General features: G+C 64.5%; 14 protein-coding genes, 1 pseudogene and 1 riboswitch. Of the genes and pseudogenes, 2 read left to right on the plus strand and 13 right to left on the minus strand.

Going from position 1 to position 14,994, the window contains the following annotated elements; all coding sequences use genetic code 11:
* The 7 genes from AC1KVG_RS03620 to AC1KVG_RS03650 form a co-directional block, all read right to left on the minus strand.
* Nucleotides 1–93, minus strand: a complete 93-nt coding sequence (locus AC1KVG_RS03620) for a potassium-transporting ATPase subunit F (RefSeq protein WP_006452907.1) — start codon at nt 91–93, stop codon at nt 1–3.
* A gap of 918 nt (nt 94–1,011) precedes the next feature.
* Complete coding sequence (locus tag AC1KVG_RS03625; RefSeq protein ID WP_481093534.1) at nt 1,012–2,592, minus strand: CocE/NonD family hydrolase; 1,581 nt, start codon at nt 2,590–2,592, stop codon at nt 1,012–1,014.
* 346 nt (nt 2,593–2,938) lie between these two features.
* Complete coding sequence (gene thiL / locus AC1KVG_RS03630) at nt 2,939–3,913, minus strand: thiamine-phosphate kinase (RefSeq protein ID WP_481093535.1); 975 nt, start codon at nt 3,911–3,913, stop codon at nt 2,939–2,941.
* Between the two features lie 109 nt (nt 3,914–4,022).
* On the minus strand, nt 4,023–4,502 hold the full coding sequence (nusB, locus tag AC1KVG_RS03635) for a transcription antitermination factor NusB (RefSeq protein WP_023902704.1): 480 nt from the start codon (nt 4,500–4,502) through the stop codon (nt 4,023–4,025).
* The gene (ribH, locus tag AC1KVG_RS03640) at nt 4,499–4,963 is read right to left on the minus strand and encodes a 6,7-dimethyl-8-ribityllumazine synthase (RefSeq protein ID WP_006452210.1); all 465 of its coding nucleotides are present in this window, start codon (nt 4,961–4,963) and stop codon (nt 4,499–4,501) included. The genes nusB and ribH overlap by 4 nt, the downstream gene beginning before the upstream one ends.
* Nucleotides 4,964–5,222: 259 nt before the next feature.
* Nucleotides 5,223–6,362 (minus strand): 3,4-dihydroxy-2-butanone-4-phosphate synthase, encoded by a 1,140-nt coding sequence (ribB, locus tag AC1KVG_RS03645; RefSeq protein WP_006452211.1) that lies wholly within the window; start codon nt 6,360–6,362, stop codon nt 5,223–5,225.
* Nucleotides 6,359–6,961, minus strand: a complete 603-nt coding sequence (locus tag AC1KVG_RS03650; protein WP_023902701.1) for a riboflavin synthase — start codon at nt 6,959–6,961, stop codon at nt 6,359–6,361. The genes ribB and AC1KVG_RS03650 overlap by 4 nt, the downstream gene beginning before the upstream one ends.
* A gap of 162 nt (nt 6,962–7,123) precedes the next feature.
* Nucleotides 7,124–7,302, minus strand: a riboswitch (FMN riboswitch).
* A 217-nt stretch (nt 7,303–7,519) separates the two neighbouring features.
* Between AC1KVG_RS03650 and AC1KVG_RS03655 the strand changes: the two genes are divergently transcribed.
* The gene (locus AC1KVG_RS03655; RefSeq protein WP_481093536.1) at nt 7,520–8,143 is read left to right on the plus strand and encodes a hypothetical protein; all 624 of its coding nucleotides are present in this window, start codon (nt 7,520–7,522) and stop codon (nt 8,141–8,143) included.
* Between the two features lie 193 nt (nt 8,144–8,336).
* Here AC1KVG_RS03655 and AC1KVG_RS03660 read toward each other — a convergent pair.
* The 6 genes and pseudogenes from AC1KVG_RS03660 to AC1KVG_RS03685 all read right to left on the minus strand — a co-directional run.
* Nucleotides 8,337–8,533, minus strand: a pseudogene (locus tag AC1KVG_RS03660) (hypothetical protein); the annotation flags it as partial.
* Between the two features lie 287 nt (nt 8,534–8,820).
* Nucleotides 8,821–9,915, minus strand: coding sequence for a bifunctional diaminohydroxyphosphoribosylaminopyrimidine deaminase/5-amino-6-(5-phosphoribosylamino)uracil reductase RibD (ribD, locus tag AC1KVG_RS03665; RefSeq protein ID WP_481093537.1), 1,095 nt, complete (start codon nt 9,913–9,915; stop codon nt 8,821–8,823).
* Nucleotides 9,912–10,397, minus strand: a complete 486-nt coding sequence (locus tag AC1KVG_RS03670; RefSeq protein WP_481093538.1) for a GNAT family N-acetyltransferase — start codon at nt 10,395–10,397, stop codon at nt 9,912–9,914. Before AC1KVG_RS03670 ends, ribD begins: the two co-directional genes overlap by 4 nt.
* Nucleotides 10,394–10,918, minus strand: a complete 525-nt coding sequence (gene nrdR, locus AC1KVG_RS03675; RefSeq protein WP_006453216.1) for a transcriptional regulator NrdR — start codon at nt 10,916–10,918, stop codon at nt 10,394–10,396. Before nrdR ends, AC1KVG_RS03670 begins: the two co-directional genes overlap by 4 nt.
* Before the next feature lie 102 nt (nt 10,919–11,020).
* A complete protein-coding gene (gene glyA, locus AC1KVG_RS03680; protein ID WP_205392435.1) occupies nt 11,021–12,274 on the minus strand; it encodes a serine hydroxymethyltransferase in 1,254 nt (417 codons plus the stop codon).
* 209 nt (nt 12,275–12,483) lie between these two features.
* On the minus strand, nt 12,484–12,987 hold the full coding sequence (locus AC1KVG_RS03685) for an RcnB family protein (protein ID WP_168957105.1): 504 nt from the start codon (nt 12,985–12,987) through the stop codon (nt 12,484–12,486).
* A gap of 224 nt (nt 12,988–13,211) precedes the next feature.
* Here AC1KVG_RS03685 and ettA point away from each other — a divergent pair, with 224 nt between their 5' ends.
* Complete coding sequence (ettA, locus tag AC1KVG_RS03690) at nt 13,212–14,873, plus strand: energy-dependent translational throttle protein EttA (RefSeq protein ID WP_006452559.1); 1,662 nt, start codon at nt 13,212–13,214, stop codon at nt 14,871–14,873.
* The last annotated feature ends 121 nt before the right edge of the window (nt 14,874–14,994 follow it).

The raw sequence follows: 14,994 nt of genomic DNA on the forward strand, positions 1-14,994 counted from the left end.
TCAGAAGTCTTCGGGCCGCAGTACCACGTACAACAGGTACGCAGCGGCAACGAGCACGGCCACGCCGCACAACAGGGACAACCAGGCAGGCATGTCGGCTACTCCCCGAGACGCGCGCAACGCGGCGCGATGGATGCGATGTGCGACGGCGCATGCAGCGTGTGCATGCCAACAAGGCAAAACGCTGCCGCACCGTGCGCGCAGCGCCGATGGAGCAGACAGGTCAAGGGATGCATCGGGATCGTCCAGGGCGGAACCGCTCCGCCAACCTGCGCAGTGTCTTCCCGGCCTGCGTAAAGTCGCTATGGACCTGCCAGGGCGGCGGCGTAAATTCCGCATAAATGCTGCGTGGCGATGGTCTGTAACGACGCATCCACACTCTTCAATTTTCTCAAGGCAGCTACGGTCACTGCCTTATCCACACTTTCCAAGCTCAGATCACCAAGCTCAGCTCAGGATGACCAGCTTTCGAATCATGGCGTTATGACTTTGTTGCGAAGCCTTGTTGGTCGAGGGCGCGGTGCCCTCACCGCTCGCGGGACACGCCGTAAATCCGTCCGTGGAGGCTCGGTGGCGGCATCCATGCCGCCACACGGTCCCGCAATCGGCGAGGGCACCGCACCAGGACGTTTGTAGGTTGTTTTGTTGAAAGTTTGCCTGATGCTTGACTTGCTTGGGGTGCTGATCGGTCGAGCCGTTATCCGAACAGCGCATGTTGTGGCTTGCTTGCACCTTGCACACCGATCCTCTCGACTGGTCCTTGCCCGCCCACCGTCGCGGGACCTTACGCGGCATGGATGCCGCGTAAGAGCCTACACGGACGTACTTGCGGCGTGTCCCGCGAGGGTGGGCGGGCAAGGGCCCTGCAGCCAGGCAACAGATCACCCGCTCTCCGCTCTGCAACCGGATAAAACCGCAGGTGCGAGAGGGTGGGATGAAAACTACTCAACGCAATCACCCAATCAGATGCAAACCGGCAAAGACTTACCGCGTTACTGGCCGACGGCAGCCTTATCGCAGCGGCACGTTCAACACCGATGGCGTTGCCACCGGCGAAGTAAACGTCACTGTGCCGCCGCCATCGCTTGCGTCGGTGTAACGCACGTCGCGCGTGTCGATCACCAGCACCAACCGCTGCCCGGCCGGAATCTCCGCCGCGGCCGCCTGTAACGACCAATCCAGCGTTACCGCACGACCCGGTGTGGCTCCGCGCAGCGAGTACGGCGCATGCGTGATCAGCTGCGCTACGCCTAGACCATCCATGCGATATAGATACGCGAACAAACTCACCTTCGACTGACTGGGCACCACAGTCACCCGCAGCGACGGGCTACCCGCCAACCGCCGCACACCGCTTGATGGCGCGCCAACCCACACTGCAGCGCCAGCACGATTCACTAACGGAATCGAAGTAGTGACCGGCAGGCCGATGCCCTGCAACAGACCACTGACCAGCACCACGCCCGAATCGGCCAACGTCGGCACATCGGTGGCGATGCACGACTGCCAACCGCTTGCAGTGCCGCCGATCAAACCGCCGGTGGGGGTAAGCAGTCCTGCCGGTGCGGATAGCCCCAAGCGCGTGCTGCCCTGCTGCACCGACGCCCAGTCTGTGTACTCCAACCATTGCCCCGCACGCGGCGACAACCGCACCGGCGCCTCGGCATCCACCCCGTTACGCACTTGCTTGAGATGACGATCAAACCAACGCGTGGTCGCCGTATACACCTCGTTGGGCAGGCCCAACGCGCCCGGCAGTTCTGCCGTGGCGTGATCACCCTGGCTGAGCAGCAACTGCTTCGGCCCGCGCAGCTGGTTGAAGAACGCGATGGTCTGGTTGGGCGGAAACAAGCCGTCGTTGAAAGCATTGCCCAGCAACACCGCCGTGCCACGCGCATTAAGTGCAGCCACATCGCTTGCCGGGCTACGCGAGGCCGCCTGCGGCAGGAAGCCCTGCACCGCGCCGTCGTAATCGCCCACCGCAACCCGTGCGCCGATCTGCGCCAGATCCGGCCCGGGCCGCCCGGTCAACGCGCCGGCACCGACCAACAGCCCCACCCCTTGCTGGCTGACAGTGCGGTTGGAATACAGCGAGGCTTCCAGATCGGCCCAACCACTGAGCGCAGCCACCGCCTTGATGCGCGGGTCGCGCTCGGCCGCCAGCAGGCTGATGCCCGCTCCATACGAAATCCCCGATGCACCGATCGCATTCGGGTTGGCCGGCGTATGCGCCAACGCCCAGTCGATCACCGCACTGACGTCCTCCACGGTGTCCGCACCGGCAATGTCGATCTGCCCGGCCGAATCCCAAAAACCCCGCGAGGTGTAACTCACCACCACGTAGCCGTCGCTGGCCAGTTGGGTCGCACGGCCAAGGTATTCCAAGTTCGGCAACGACCAACTGGCCGGCATCACGACCAGCGGAAACGGCCCGCTGCCCTGCCCTTGCGGCACCAGCACCAGCGCGCCCATCGGGGCGCCATCCCAGCCGGGAATGCGTTCGTAAGTCTTGCTGAAAGCGCCCGCCACTGCCGACGCCGATGCCACCAGCAACGCCAGTGCGGCGATGCTCCCGATCCAAGGCTTGTTCATGCTGCTCTCTCCCACGCAAGGCCAGGCCGGAATGGCCCAGCGGCAACTGCCATGCATCCGTGGTTCGGGGGAGAACGTCGCGAACGTACCAGACGGTACGGTATGGCTCAAGGGCCGGGATTCGGGATTCGGGATTGGGGATTGGGCAGGCGGCAAATTGGACCAGAAGAGTGGGCGGCATCGCTGCGTGCTTGTTTTGCTGCAGCCTGACCCGTGGCGCGTGCGCGCCGTACTTACGGGCCGGCCCGCAAGTGGAAACAGCGTGCGCTTATCGTCTGGCTGATCCCGACCCGCAGACTTTGGCTGCGATGCAGCACGCCCGCGCAACGCCTCTTGCGCGAACAGCTCAGCCCACGAAGTGCTGATATCCGCGTTGCGGCGGCTGCCACGGCTTGCCGTCGGCGTCGTGGACCACCACGCCCGGCGTGGCGACGATCTGGCCGATGCGCGTGACCGCGACTCCGGCGAAGTCCATCGCCTGCACCACCGCGTCGCGGTGTTGCACGGCGGCGGTGAAGCACAGCTCGTAGTCGTCGCCGCCGCCGAGTTGCCAGCCGATGCAGTGCAGCGCGCTGATCCCGGCACTGCGTGGCATCGCCGGCAATGCCGCCAGCGCCAGCTGCGCGCCCACGCCGCTGCGTTCGCACAGATGTCCCAGATCGGCCAGCAAGCCGTCGGAGATATCCACACAGGCATGCGCAAGCCCACGCAAGCGCAGCCCGGCCTGCACGCGCGGCTGCGGGCGCAGCAGGCGGCTGCGCCACTGCTCGTGCAACGGGTCTGTAGCCACACGGGTCACATCCAATTCCCCGGCTTGCCACAGCGACAACGCGGCGGCGGCTTCGCCCGGCGCACCGGTCACCCACACATCGTCGCCCACGCGCGCGCCATCGCGGCGCAACGCCGCGCCCGGCGGCACACTGCCGATCGCGGTGACCGCACACGACAACGGCCCGCGCGTGGTGTCGCCACCGACCAAGGCGATGGCATGCGCATCGGCCAGCGCAAAGAATCCATCGGCAAACGCGTCGACCCATTCGGCATCGTCGTGCGGCAACGACAGCGACAAGGTGCACCAGCGCGGTTGTGCACCCATCGCTGCCAGATCGGAGAGATTGACCGCCAGCGTCTTCCAGCCCAGATCCTCGGCGCGCGTCTCGTGCGGAAAATGCACACCCGCGTTGAGCGTATCGGCGGTGATCGCCAGTTGCTCGCCTGGCGGCGGCTGCAGCAGCGCCGCATCGTCGCCGATGCCCAACGGCACATCGGCACGCGCGGCGATGCGAGCGCGCAAGCGCGCAATCAGATCGAATTCAGGCATTTGAAGGGCCGGGAGTGGACATTGGGCATTGGAGATTCGTTACGGCGCAAACGGGTGAGACCGGCATGACGGCCAATCCCGAATCCCAACTGCCGAATCCCGGGGCGTCTCAGGCGCCGCTCGCGCCCGACTCCACCTTGCGCCACTCCACCGACGCGCGATCCAGCACGCCGTTGACGTAAGTGTGGCCATGCTCGGATCCGAAGCGCTTAGCGGTTTCGATCGCTTCGTTGATCACCACGCGGTACGGCACGTCCTGCCGATACAGCAATTCGTAGGCAGCCAGCCGCAGCACCGCGCGCTCGATGGCGTCGACCTCTTCCACGCCACGATCCAGATACGGGGTCAGCGCGGTGTCCAGCTCGGCACGGTTGGTCAGCACGCCCTCGACCAGGCTTTCGAAATACGCCAGATCGGCCACTTCGTGCGCCTGCTCATGCGCGAACTGGGAGATCACCTGCTTGGCGAACCCACCGGAAATCTGCCACGCATACACCGCCTGCAAGGCACGTCGGCGCGCGCGCGAACGCAGCACCGGGTCGATGCCGTCGCGACGGACGTGGCGGGCATGTCCACCGGGCTTGCTCATGGCAACAACTCCATCAAATTGGTCAGTTCCAGCGCCGCAAGTGCGCATTCTTCGCCCTTGTTGCCATGGCTGCCGCCGGCACGCGCCTCGGCATCCTCCACGCGCTCGACAGCGAGCACGCCGTTGAGCACCGGCACGCCGGTCTGCAACTGCACGCTCATCAAGCCTTCTGCACACAGGTCGGCCACGTGTTCGTAATGGCGGGTGTCGCCGCGGATCACACAGCCCAGCGCGATGATCGCCGCGTGCTGGCCGGATTGCGCCAGACGGTTGGCCGCGATCGGAATTTCCCAGGCGCCCGGCACGCGGACCACGTCGATGGCGTCCTCGCCGATGCCGTTGCCGGCCAGGCTCTGGCGCGCGCCGGTGACCAGCGCGTCGGTGATGCGGGCATTCCAACGGCTGGCGATGATCGCAAAGCGCGCGGTGGTGGGGCGGAGATCGCCTTCGTAGTGGGTCATGCGGGTCGGCAACTCAAGGGGGTGGGAAGTTTAACAGCTGCCGGGGCCTGGCCCGGCCGACGCGTGCAGGCCAGGCCCGCCGAAGCAGACCCGGCCATGTGCCCCAGACGCGATGTTGGAAGCGGGCAGCAAAGGCTGGCGTAGCCGGCAGATGGCGCGGTCGATGCTCGAAAACAGCAGGAAGCGCTCGAACAACCCGGTTTCCTGCGTAGCGTGCGCACCCACCTGACGGCAGCTCACTGCCTGCCGTCAGCCACACTCAGGGCAGCGCGGCCGCCGGTACCGAACGCACGCCTTCGCCGGCATGGCATTCCAGATACTCCACCACCTCCAGCCCGAAACCGGCCAACCCCACCTGACGTCGCGGCGTGCCCAGCACGCGCAGCTTGCCCAGGCCCAGCTCGGCCAGGATCTGCGCACCGGCGCCATTGCGACGCCACTGGCTGACGTCCTTGGCATTGGTGGCGGCCTCGGGCTGCTGGCGCAGCCGCGCCAACAACGATTCGCTGTCGCGCGGCGCCGACAGCACCACCATCACGCCCTGCCCTTCGGCGGCGATCGCACGCAGCGCATCGGTGGCCGCCACGCCGAAATCATCGCGCTGCCAGTGCAGCAGATCGGCCAGCGGGTTTTCCACCTGCACGCGCACCAGTGTCGGGGTATGCGGATCGGCGTTGCCTCGCACCAGTGCAAAGTGCAGATCGTGCGCGATGCGGTCGCGGTAGGTCACCAGCTTGAACGGCCCGAACTCGGTGGTGATCTCGCGTTCGTCCACACGCTCGACGGTGTGCTCGTTGGCCAGCCGGTAGGCGATCAGATCGGCGATCGAGCCCATCTTCAGCCCGTGCTCGCGCGCGAACACTTCCAGTTGCGGGCGGCGCGCCATGCTGCCGTCCGGGTTGAGCACTTCCACCAGCACACCGGCCGGTTCCAGCCCGGCCAGCATCGGCAGATCGCTGGCCGCTTCGGTATGGCCGGCACGGGTCAGCACGCCGCCGGGCTGCGAGATCAGCGGAAAAATGTGACCCGGCTGGCTCAGATCCTGCGGCTTGGCATCCGGACGCACCGCGGTGCGCACCGTGTGTGCACGGTCGTAGGCGGAAATGCCGGTGGTCACGCCCTCGGCAGCCTCGATACTGACGGTGAAGTTGGTCTGGAACTGCGCGGTGTTGTTGCGCACCATCGGCGCCAGACCAAGCTGCGCGCAACGCTCACGGGTCAGCGACAGACACACCAGCCCACGCGCATGGGTCACCATGAAATTGATGTCTGAGGGCTTGACCAGCTCGGCGGCCATGATCAGATCGCCTTCGTTCTCGCGGTCCTCGTCATCGACGATGACCACCATGCGTCCGGCGCGCAGTTCTTCGATCAATTCCGGAACGGGCGCGAAGTTCATGCCGCACCCCGCGTGCCGAGCAGGCGTTCGACATAACGCGCCACCAGATCGATTTCCAGATTCACCGCCGCACCGACTGCGGTCTGTGCAAACGCGGTATTGGCCACGGTGTGCGGAATCAACGCGACCTCAAAGCCGTCTTCGTCCACTTCATTGACGGTGAGGCTGACGCCATCGACGCAGATCGAGCCCTTCTTGGCGACATAGCGCAACACGGCTGCCGGCGCGGCAAAACGCCAGCGCTGCGCACGCGCATCGCCATGCACCGACTGTACTTGACCCAGACCATCCACATGTCCGCTGACCAGATGCCCGCCGAGGCGGTCGGTCGGGCGCATCGCGCGTTCCAGATTGAGCAACGCGCCTTCCGGCAACGCGCCCAGCGTGGTCAGCGACAGAGTTTCGGTGGAGGCATCGGCCTGGAAGCTGCCGGCATCGAACGCAATCACGGTCAGGCACACGCCGTTGACCGCGATGCTCTCGCCCAATTGCACCGCTTCGAACGGCAGGCTGCCGGTGGCGAAGGTGAAACGCACATCGCCGCCTTGCGGCTGACGCGCAGCCAGATGGCCGACGCCTTCAATGATTCCGGTAAACATCAGCGCGCCTCCGTTTGCAGTGACAACGGAGCTAACGCAGTGCGGTGGAAAGTCGCGGCGCAGCGCGACAGGTGATGCATGGACATAGTCGTTTCTCGCAAAAGTTGAGCGAAAAACGCCACAAGGCAAACAGGCGCGCGCACAGCCGCAAGGCTGCGCGTTGGCCGTCTTCTTTCATCCGGACTATACCGTCGGCCCCGGCATCGCACCGGATCTGCTGACCTTGCGCTTCAAGAGTTTCGCTTGGATTCGCGTAACTCCGCTGCGCAAGCGCTCGCGGGCTCGCACGCTTGCGCATGCCTACCGCCGGTGGGGAATCGCACCCCGCCCTGAAGACGTTCGTGAGTACCGGCGAACCGGCCAGCGCAGTCTAACAGGGCACCTTGGCGCGATGGCTGAGCGTTGGTTAAGGCCGGCAGGACACTGCGTCATGTCAGGGAATCCCCCATAGCCAGGATTGTGAAGGATCTGTTAAATTGCGCCCCGCGACGGGAGACGTCGCTCTTTCCACCTCGCAACGGGGCGGAGACACGGACATCAATTCGGAGAGAACACCCAATGCGTCACACCCTGATTCTGGCTGCCCTGCTGGCCGCCACACCGTTTGCCGCGTCTGCTGAAGGCCTGAGCTACAGCTACGTCGAAGGCGGCTGGAACCGTACCGAAATCAACGTCAACGACGATTCGGACGACATCGATGGCGGCTACATCCGCGGCTCCTGGAAGATTGCCGAGCCGGTGTACGTGCTCGCCGGCTATCAGCGTGCCACCAAGGATTACAACCTCGGCGGCGGCTTCGAGATCGAAGGCACTCTGGAGCAGGCCACCGTGGGTATCGGCTACCGCCAGGAAATGACCGAGCGCGTCGAGTTCATCGCCGACATCAGCGTGATGCGCAGCAAGGTCGAATCCGATCTGCGCCTGCGCGGCCGCTCGATCGACGATGCGTCCGACTCCACCAATCTGGGCTTCGCCAACCTGGGCCTGCGTGGCAAGCCCTCGCCGCGTACCGAAGCCTGGGTCAAGGCTGGCTACATCGACGGCAACGACGTCGACCAAGGCGAATTCGTCGGCACCCTGGGTGGCCAGGTCAACTTCACCCCGACCTGGGGCCTGGTTGCCGAAGCGCAGTTCATCGACGACGCCAACCAGTACCGGGTCGGCGTGCGCGCAAGCTTCTGATCGACACGTCGCAGATGCACTTAAGGCCCCGCATGCGGGGCCTTTTTTATGTGTGCGATTGAACGCATTACGGACAAAGAAATCCATCGTCAGGCGTATTAGAGCAGCAGCGGTGTTGATGCTTTAGAGCGGCTAACGATGCTTCTTGAATGCTATATCGATGGCGGTAAACGGGTAGATCAACGTCTGGTCGGTCGAGGGCGCGGTGCCCTCGCCGCTCGCGGGACACGCCATGAATCCGTCCCTGGAGGCTCGGTGGCGGCATCCATGCCGCCACACGGTCCCGCAATCGGCGAGGACACCGCACCAGACAGTTTGCTGATTGCTTTGCTGAAAGCCATGCACACCGACCATCTCGACTGATCCTTGCCCGCCCACCATCGCGGGACCTTACGCGGCATGGATGCCGCGTAAGAGCCTACATGGACGTATTTGCGGCGTGTCCCGCGATGGTGGGCGGGCAAGGGCCCTGCAGCGAGGTAGCAGATCAACGCTCCACAACTGATCCGCGCAACGTTCTTACGAAACGAGAAACTTCGCGCTGGCAAACCGAAGTCATTGCGGCAACCCGGAGCTTCTACCTCCTGCACGACGCCTTGCACCCGCAAGCCAAAAACCATATCAAGCGACACGTGCAAGGTGATCCGCCCCGAAACATCGAGCGCGCTATGCAGCACTCACTCGGCGGTAAGCGGCACGTAACGCAATCGTAGATCCTGACCGAGCTGGCGCACGTCGAGCAGTTGCAAGGGATGACGCTGCGCCATCGTTTCGATGCCGAGTCCGGCGAGCAGCGGTCTGGCGGTATCGCCTAGTAAAACCGGCGCCATGTAGACCAGCAGTTCGTCGACCAGGCCGGCGTGCAGCAATGCACCGCTCAGCGTCGCGCCGGCTTCCACATGCACCTCGTTGATCCCGCGTTCGGCGAGCGACGCCAAAACGGCAGACAGATCGAAGCGGCCCGCGTGCAGCGGCATCGCAACGAACTGTGCATCGTCGAGCGACGGCGGCAGCACATCATCACCATGCACATACAGCGTCGGTGCATCACCTTGACGAATGTTCTCGCACGCCAACGTCCGCAATCCGGCATCGAGCACTACGCGTAGCGGCGGCACGAAAGGCGTGTCGTCGCCCAGCCGCACGGTCATGGATGGATCGTCCGCCAGCACCGTGCCGGTACCGGTAAAAATTGCACCGGCGCGCGCACGCCACCGCTGCACATCCGCACGCGCGTCCGCGCCGGTGATCCATTTGGACTCGCCGCTGGCCAGTGCGGTTCGCCCATCCAGGCTGGCGCCGAGCTTGACCCGCAGCCACGGCCGGCCACGTTCCACCCGCGACAGAAACCCCTGATTGAGCACGCGTGCCTGTGCTTGCATGACACCGCTAAGCACCTCGATCCCGGCTTCGCGAAGCAACGCAAAACCGCCGCCATTGACCTGCGGAAACGGGTCGGCCATCGCCGCGACCACACGCCTCACCCCGGCCTCTATCAGGGCCAATGCACACGGCGGCGTGCGCCCGTAATGCGCGCACGGCTCCAAGGTCACATAGGCGGTGGCACCGCGCGCCAGCGCGCCGGCTGCGCGCAACGCGAACACTTCCGCGTGCGGGCCACCAGCGCGTTGATGAAACCCTTCGCCCACGCACACGCCATCGCGCACGATCACACAGCCCACCATCGGGTTGGGGCGCGTGGTGTACGCACCACGCTCGGCCAAACGCAGTGCCTGCGCCATCCAGCGGTGGTCGTCGGCCGTTGCGCTCATTGCAGTGCGGTTTGCGGTTCGATGCACATCACCACGATCTGCATCGGCCCCAGCAGTAATTCCGCATGCGTCTGCCAGCCCAACCGCTGATAAAACGGCACCAGCACCGGTTGGCAATACAGGTACAACGCACTCACGCCCAATTGCGCGGCGGCTTGCACGCAATGCGCAACCAGCGCTTCGCCGATGCCCTGCCCGCGCGCCTGCGGCTGCACGTACAGCGATGCCAGCCACGGCGACCACTGCCGGATACGCGCGTCGTCGTTCTCCAGCAGGCTCACCGAGCCCAGCCACTGCGTCTGATCGAGTGCCACCCACGTCGTCGGGATCACGCCATCGCGGGTGTGGCTGCGCAACTCGCGCAATGCCTCATCGAAATCCCAATCCGGCAACAGACTGCCGAAGGCCTGCAGATGCGCCTGCGCGATGGCCGGCAGATGCTCCGGCGTGTCGGCCACACAGGCGATGCGTAATGCGTTCACCGCTTGCCGGGCTTGCCGGCACGCTCCAACGCCGCTTCCAGCAGCGGCAACTGCTCGATGCCGACCGGAAGCTCGCGTTCGAGCTTTTCGATTTCCTCGCGGAAATCGGCCACGTCCTGGAAGCTGCGATACACCGAGGCAAAGCGCACATAGCCCACGTGATCGAGCTTGCGTAGCTCGACCATCACGTATTCGCCCACCCGCAGCGAGCCCACTTCGCGCTCGCCGGACATGCGCAGCTGATGCACCACCGCACGCACGGCCGCCTCGATCTGTTCTTCGGACACCGGACGCTTTTGCAGCGCGCGGTCGAAACTGGTGCGCAACTTGCGCGCATCGAACGCCTCGCGCCCACCGTCGCTCTTGACCACGGTGGGCAGCTTGAGTTCGATCGTCTCCAACGTGCTGAAACGCTCACCGCACGCCTCGCACTCGCGGCGGCGACGAATCGTCGTGCCGTCTTCGGACACGCGCGAATCGATCACGCGGGTGTCGTTGTGCTGGCAAAAGGGGCAGTGCATCAGGGCGCCGGGAGTGGGAAGTGGGGATTAGGGATTGGCAACAGCAGGAGCAAGGACGCGCTTGCCGCGCATCCCCAATCTCCAATCACCAATCCCGGCACCTCAGCCATACACCGGATACTTCTTGCACTGCGCGGTCACCGCGTCGCGCACCTTCGCCAGCACCGCTTCGTCGGTGGGAGCGTCGAGCACGTCGGCGATCCAGTTGGCCAGATCAATGCTGTCCTGTTCCAGATAACCGCGGGTGGTGATCGCCGGGGTACCCAGGCGCAGGCCCGAGGTGACAAACGGCGAACGCGGGTCGTTGGGCACTGCGTTCTTGTTGACGGTGATGTGGGCCTTGCCGAGCGCGGCTTCTGCGTCCTTGCCCGACACGTCGCGGCCGATCATGTCGACCAGCATCAGATGATTTTCGGTGCCGCCGGAAACAATCTTGTAGCCGCGCGCGATCAGCGTGTTGGCCATGGCCTGGGCGTTCTTCACCACCTGCTGCTGGTAGGTCTTGAACGCAGGTTCCAGCGCTTCCTTGAACGCCACCGCCTTGGCCGCGATGACATGCATCAGCGGGCCGCCCTGGATGCCCGGGAACACGATCGACTGCAGCTTCTTCTGCAGTTCTTCGCTGGCGCCCTTGGCCACGATGATGCCGCCGCGCGGGCCGCGCAGCGTCTTGTGGGTGGTCGAGGTGACCACGTGCGCATGCTCCATCGGGCTCGGATACACGCCGGCAGCGACCAGGCCGGCCACGTGCGCCATGTCCACGAACAGATACGCACCGACACTGTCGGCGATGGCGCGGAAGCGCGCCCAATCGATCTTCTGCGAATACGCCGAGAAACCCGCCACGACCATCTTCGGCTTGTGTTCGGTGGCCAGGCGCTGGACTTCGTCATAGTCGATCAGGCCCTGCTCGTTGACGCCGTACTGCACGGCGTTGAACAGCTTGCCGGAGACATTAACCTTTGCCCCGTGGGTCAGGTGGCCGCCATGCGCAAGGCTCATGCCCAGTATGGTGTCGCCGGGCTGCAGCAGCGCCAGATACACCGCCTGGTTGGCCTGCGAGCCGCTGTGCGGCTGCACGTTGGCGTAGTCGGCACCAAACACCTGCTTGATACGCTCGATCGCCAGCTGCTCGGCAATGTCGACGAACTCGCAGCCACCGTAATAGCGCTTGCCCGGATAGCCTTCGGCGTATTTGTTGGTCAGCTGGCTGCCCTGGGCTTCCATCACCAGCGGGCTGCAATAGTTTTCGCTGGCGATCAGCTCGACGTGATCCTCCTGGCGGCCGGCTTCGTCGGCGATGGCCTTGGCCAGTTCGGGGTCGTAGGTTTCCAGTCGGACGTCGCGCGAGAACATGCAGAGCTCCGGGGCAGCTGTTGCCAGTAGGGGCGCAGATTGTAAGCCCCCGCATGGACAGGTGACCAATTGCGATGCTGGCACGCCCCACGCACCATGGCGCCCGCGCCTTCAAAAGACAAAGGCGCACCGGAGTGCGCCTTTGTGTGATGGTCCGCCCGCTTGCCGGGCCGGACCAAGCCGATCGCCAACACGCCGATCGCCAACGCTTAGTTGTTGAGCACCAGATCAGCGATCACGCCGGTTGCGATGGCCACCAGCAGGAAGTTGCCGGTGTTGTCGCGTTGCCAGCGATAGCCGCGCGGCGGGTAGCGCAGGTTGTAGCGGTCGTAATCGTTGACCACGTAAATCGGACCCTGATAGCGGTGACCACGCACATAGGCCGGACGGCCGTAGTAGACCGGCGCCGGTACGTAGGCATACCCGCCACGGTCGTAGTGGCGATCACGGTAACGCGCGTCGCGATAGCCCTCACGGTAGCCATTGCCGTAGTAGCGGCGATCCTGGCGCCAGTCGCGGCGGTCGGCCTGGCGGTCGTCCCGCCACTCACGACGGTCGTTGCGATGGTCGTCGCGACGATCATTACGCCAGTCGCGGTCATGGCCGCGGCGATCGTGGTCGCGGTCCCAGTCTCCGGCGAATGCGGCCGGTACCACGGAGCCAAGCGCCAGGATGGAGGAAAGCACAACGGTAACGATGCGTTTGCGGTTCATGACAGCTCCTGTTTGCGATGTCGCAACTGCATTAATGCGCCCGGCGCCTTAACGCTTTCTTGCTGGAATCGGTTACGAAAACGCCCATTCAGGTGACAAGTAAGCTGCCGTTTAGCCGCAACCCTGCTCCCGCGTGCCAAGGCACTTGCCCGTATAATCGGCGCAATCCCTTTTCCGCTGCCTCCGGCCTCGGCCGGCGGGCTGCCTGCGTCCACGGAGTCCCCATGTCGCAATACATTTACACCATGAACGGCGTCAGCAAGACGGTGCCGCCGAAGCGCCAGATCATCAAGGACATCTCGCTGTCGTTCTTCCCGGGCGCCAAGATCGGCCTGCTCGGCCTGAACGGCTCGGGTAAATCGACCGTGCTGAAGATCATGGCCGGCGTGGACACCGATTTCAGCGGCGAAGCGCGCCCGCAGGCCGGCATCAAGGTCGGTTATCTGGCGCAGGAGCCCGAACTCAACCCCGAGCACACCGTGCGTCAGGCGGTGGAAGAAGGCGTCGGCGAAGTGCTGCAGGCCCAGGCCGCGCTGGACAAGATCTATGAAGCCTACGCCGAAGAAGGCGCCGACTTCGACAAGCTGGCCGCCGAGCAGCAGCGCCTGGAAGCCATCCTGGCTGCCGGCGATGCGCACATGGTCGAACAGCAGTTGGAAGTGGCCGCCGACGCGCTGCGTCTGCCGCCGTGGGAAGCGCTGATCGGCCCACTGTCCGGTGGCGAAAAGCGCCGCGTGGCGTTGTGCCGCCTGCTGCTGCAGAAGCCGGACATGCTGCTGCTCGACGAACCGACCAACCATCTGGACGCCGAATCGGTCGAATGGCTGGAACAGTTCCTGGCGCGCTACACCGGCACCGTGGTGGCGGTGACGCATGATCGCTATTTCCTGGACAACGCCGCCGAGTGGATCCTGGAACTGGACCGCGGCCGCGGCATCCCGTGGAAGGGCAACTACACCGACTGGCTGACCCAGAAGGACGAGCGCCTCAAGCAGGAAGACAACCAGGAAAAGTCACGCCAGAAGGCGATCCAGAAGGAACTGGAATGGTCGCGGCAAAACGCCAAGGGCGGGCGCACCAAGGGCAAGGCGCGTCTGGCCCGGCTGGAAGAACTGCAGTCGGTGGATTACCAGCGCCGCAACGAGACCAACGAGATCTTCATTCCGCCGGGCGAGCGCCTGGGCAATGCGGTGCTCGAGTTCAAGAACGTCACCAAGAAGTTCGGCGACCGCCTGCTGATCGACAATCTGAGCTTCCTGGTGCCCGGTGGCGCGATCGTCGGCATCATCGGCCCCAATGGTGCCGGTAAGTCGACCCTGTTCAAGATGATCACCGGCATGGAGACCCCGGATTCGGGCGAGATCGTGCTCGGGCCGACCGTGAAGCTGGCCTACGTGGACCAGAGCCGCGACAAGCTGGAAGGCAACCACAACGTGTTCCAGGAAATCGCTGGCGGCCTGGACATCCTCAACATCAACGGCGTGGAGATCCAGTCGCGCGCCTACATCGGCCGCTTCAACTTCAAGGGCCAGGACCAGCAGAAGATGGTCGGCTCGTTGTCCGGTGGTGAACGCGGTCGTCTGCACATGGCCAAGACGCTGTTGCAGGGCGGCAACGTGCTGCTGCTCGACGAACCGTCCAACGACCTGGACATCGAAACCCTGCGTGCGCTGGAAGATGCGTTGCTGGAATTCCCCGGCAACACCTTCGTGATTTCGCATGATCGCTGGTTCCTGGATCGCATCGCCACGCACATCATCGCCTTCGAAGGCGACTCGCATGTGGAGTTCTTCCAGGGCAACTACCGCGAGTACGAAGAAGACAAGAAGCGCCGCATGGGCGACGACGCCGGTCCCAAGCGTCTGCGCTTCAAGGCGCTGAAGTAAGCAAGAGCGGCCAACAAAACTGCTGCGCTCGCCGCCAGGCGACTGCTCGCTACGTTTTGTCAGCCACTCGTAAGACTAAGGGCGCCGAAAGGCGCCCTTTTTACGTGCGGAGTGCAGTTGC

The sequence above is a fragment of the Xanthomonas sp. NCPPB 3959 genome, assembly GCF_056675575.1.

What these genes read in the sequence shown, in the direction of transcription:
- nrdR (WP_006453216.1), bottom strand. Translation starts at nt 10,918, where the DNA reads ATGCACTGCCCCTTTTGCCAGCACAACGACACCCGCGTGATCGATTCG.
- AC1KVG_RS03685 (WP_168957105.1), bottom strand. Translation starts at nt 12,987, where the DNA reads ATGAACCGCAAACGCATCGTTACCGTTGTGCTTTCCTCCATCCTGGCG.
- nusB (WP_023902704.1), bottom strand. Translation starts at nt 4,502, where the DNA reads ATGAGCAAGCCCGGTGGACATGCCCGCCACGTCCGTCGCGACGGCATC.
- ettA (WP_006452559.1), top strand. Translation starts at nt 13,212, where the DNA reads ATGTCGCAATACATTTACACCATGAACGGCGTCAGCAAGACGGTGCCG.
- glyA (WP_205392435.1), bottom strand. Translation starts at nt 12,274, where the DNA reads ATGTTCTCGCGCGACGTCCGACTGGAAACCTACGACCCCGAACTGGCC.
- ribB (WP_006452211.1), bottom strand. Translation starts at nt 6,362, where the DNA reads ATGAACTTCGCGCCCGTTCCGGAATTGATCGAAGAACTGCGCGCCGGA.
- ribD (WP_481093537.1), bottom strand. Translation starts at nt 9,915, where the DNA reads ATGAGCGCAACGGCCGACGACCACCGCTGGATGGCGCAGGCACTGCGT.
- AC1KVG_RS03620 (WP_006452907.1), bottom strand. Translation starts at nt 93, where the DNA reads ATGCCTGCCTGGTTGTCCCTGTTGTGCGGCGTGGCCGTGCTCGTTGCC.
- thiL (WP_481093535.1), bottom strand. Translation starts at nt 3,913, where the DNA reads ATGCCTGAATTCGATCTGATTGCGCGCTTGCGCGCTCGCATCGCCGCG.
- AC1KVG_RS03650 (WP_023902701.1), bottom strand. Translation starts at nt 6,961, where the DNA reads ATGTTTACCGGAATCATTGAAGGCGTCGGCCATCTGGCTGCGCGTCAG.
- AC1KVG_RS03655 (WP_481093536.1), top strand. Translation starts at nt 7,520, where the DNA reads ATGCGTCACACCCTGATTCTGGCTGCCCTGCTGGCCGCCACACCGTTT.
- AC1KVG_RS03625 (WP_481093534.1), bottom strand. Translation starts at nt 2,592, where the DNA reads ATGAACAAGCCTTGGATCGGGAGCATCGCCGCACTGGCGTTGCTGGTG.
- ribH (WP_006452210.1), bottom strand. Translation starts at nt 4,963, where the DNA reads ATGACCCACTACGAAGGCGATCTCCGCCCCACCACCGCGCGCTTTGCG.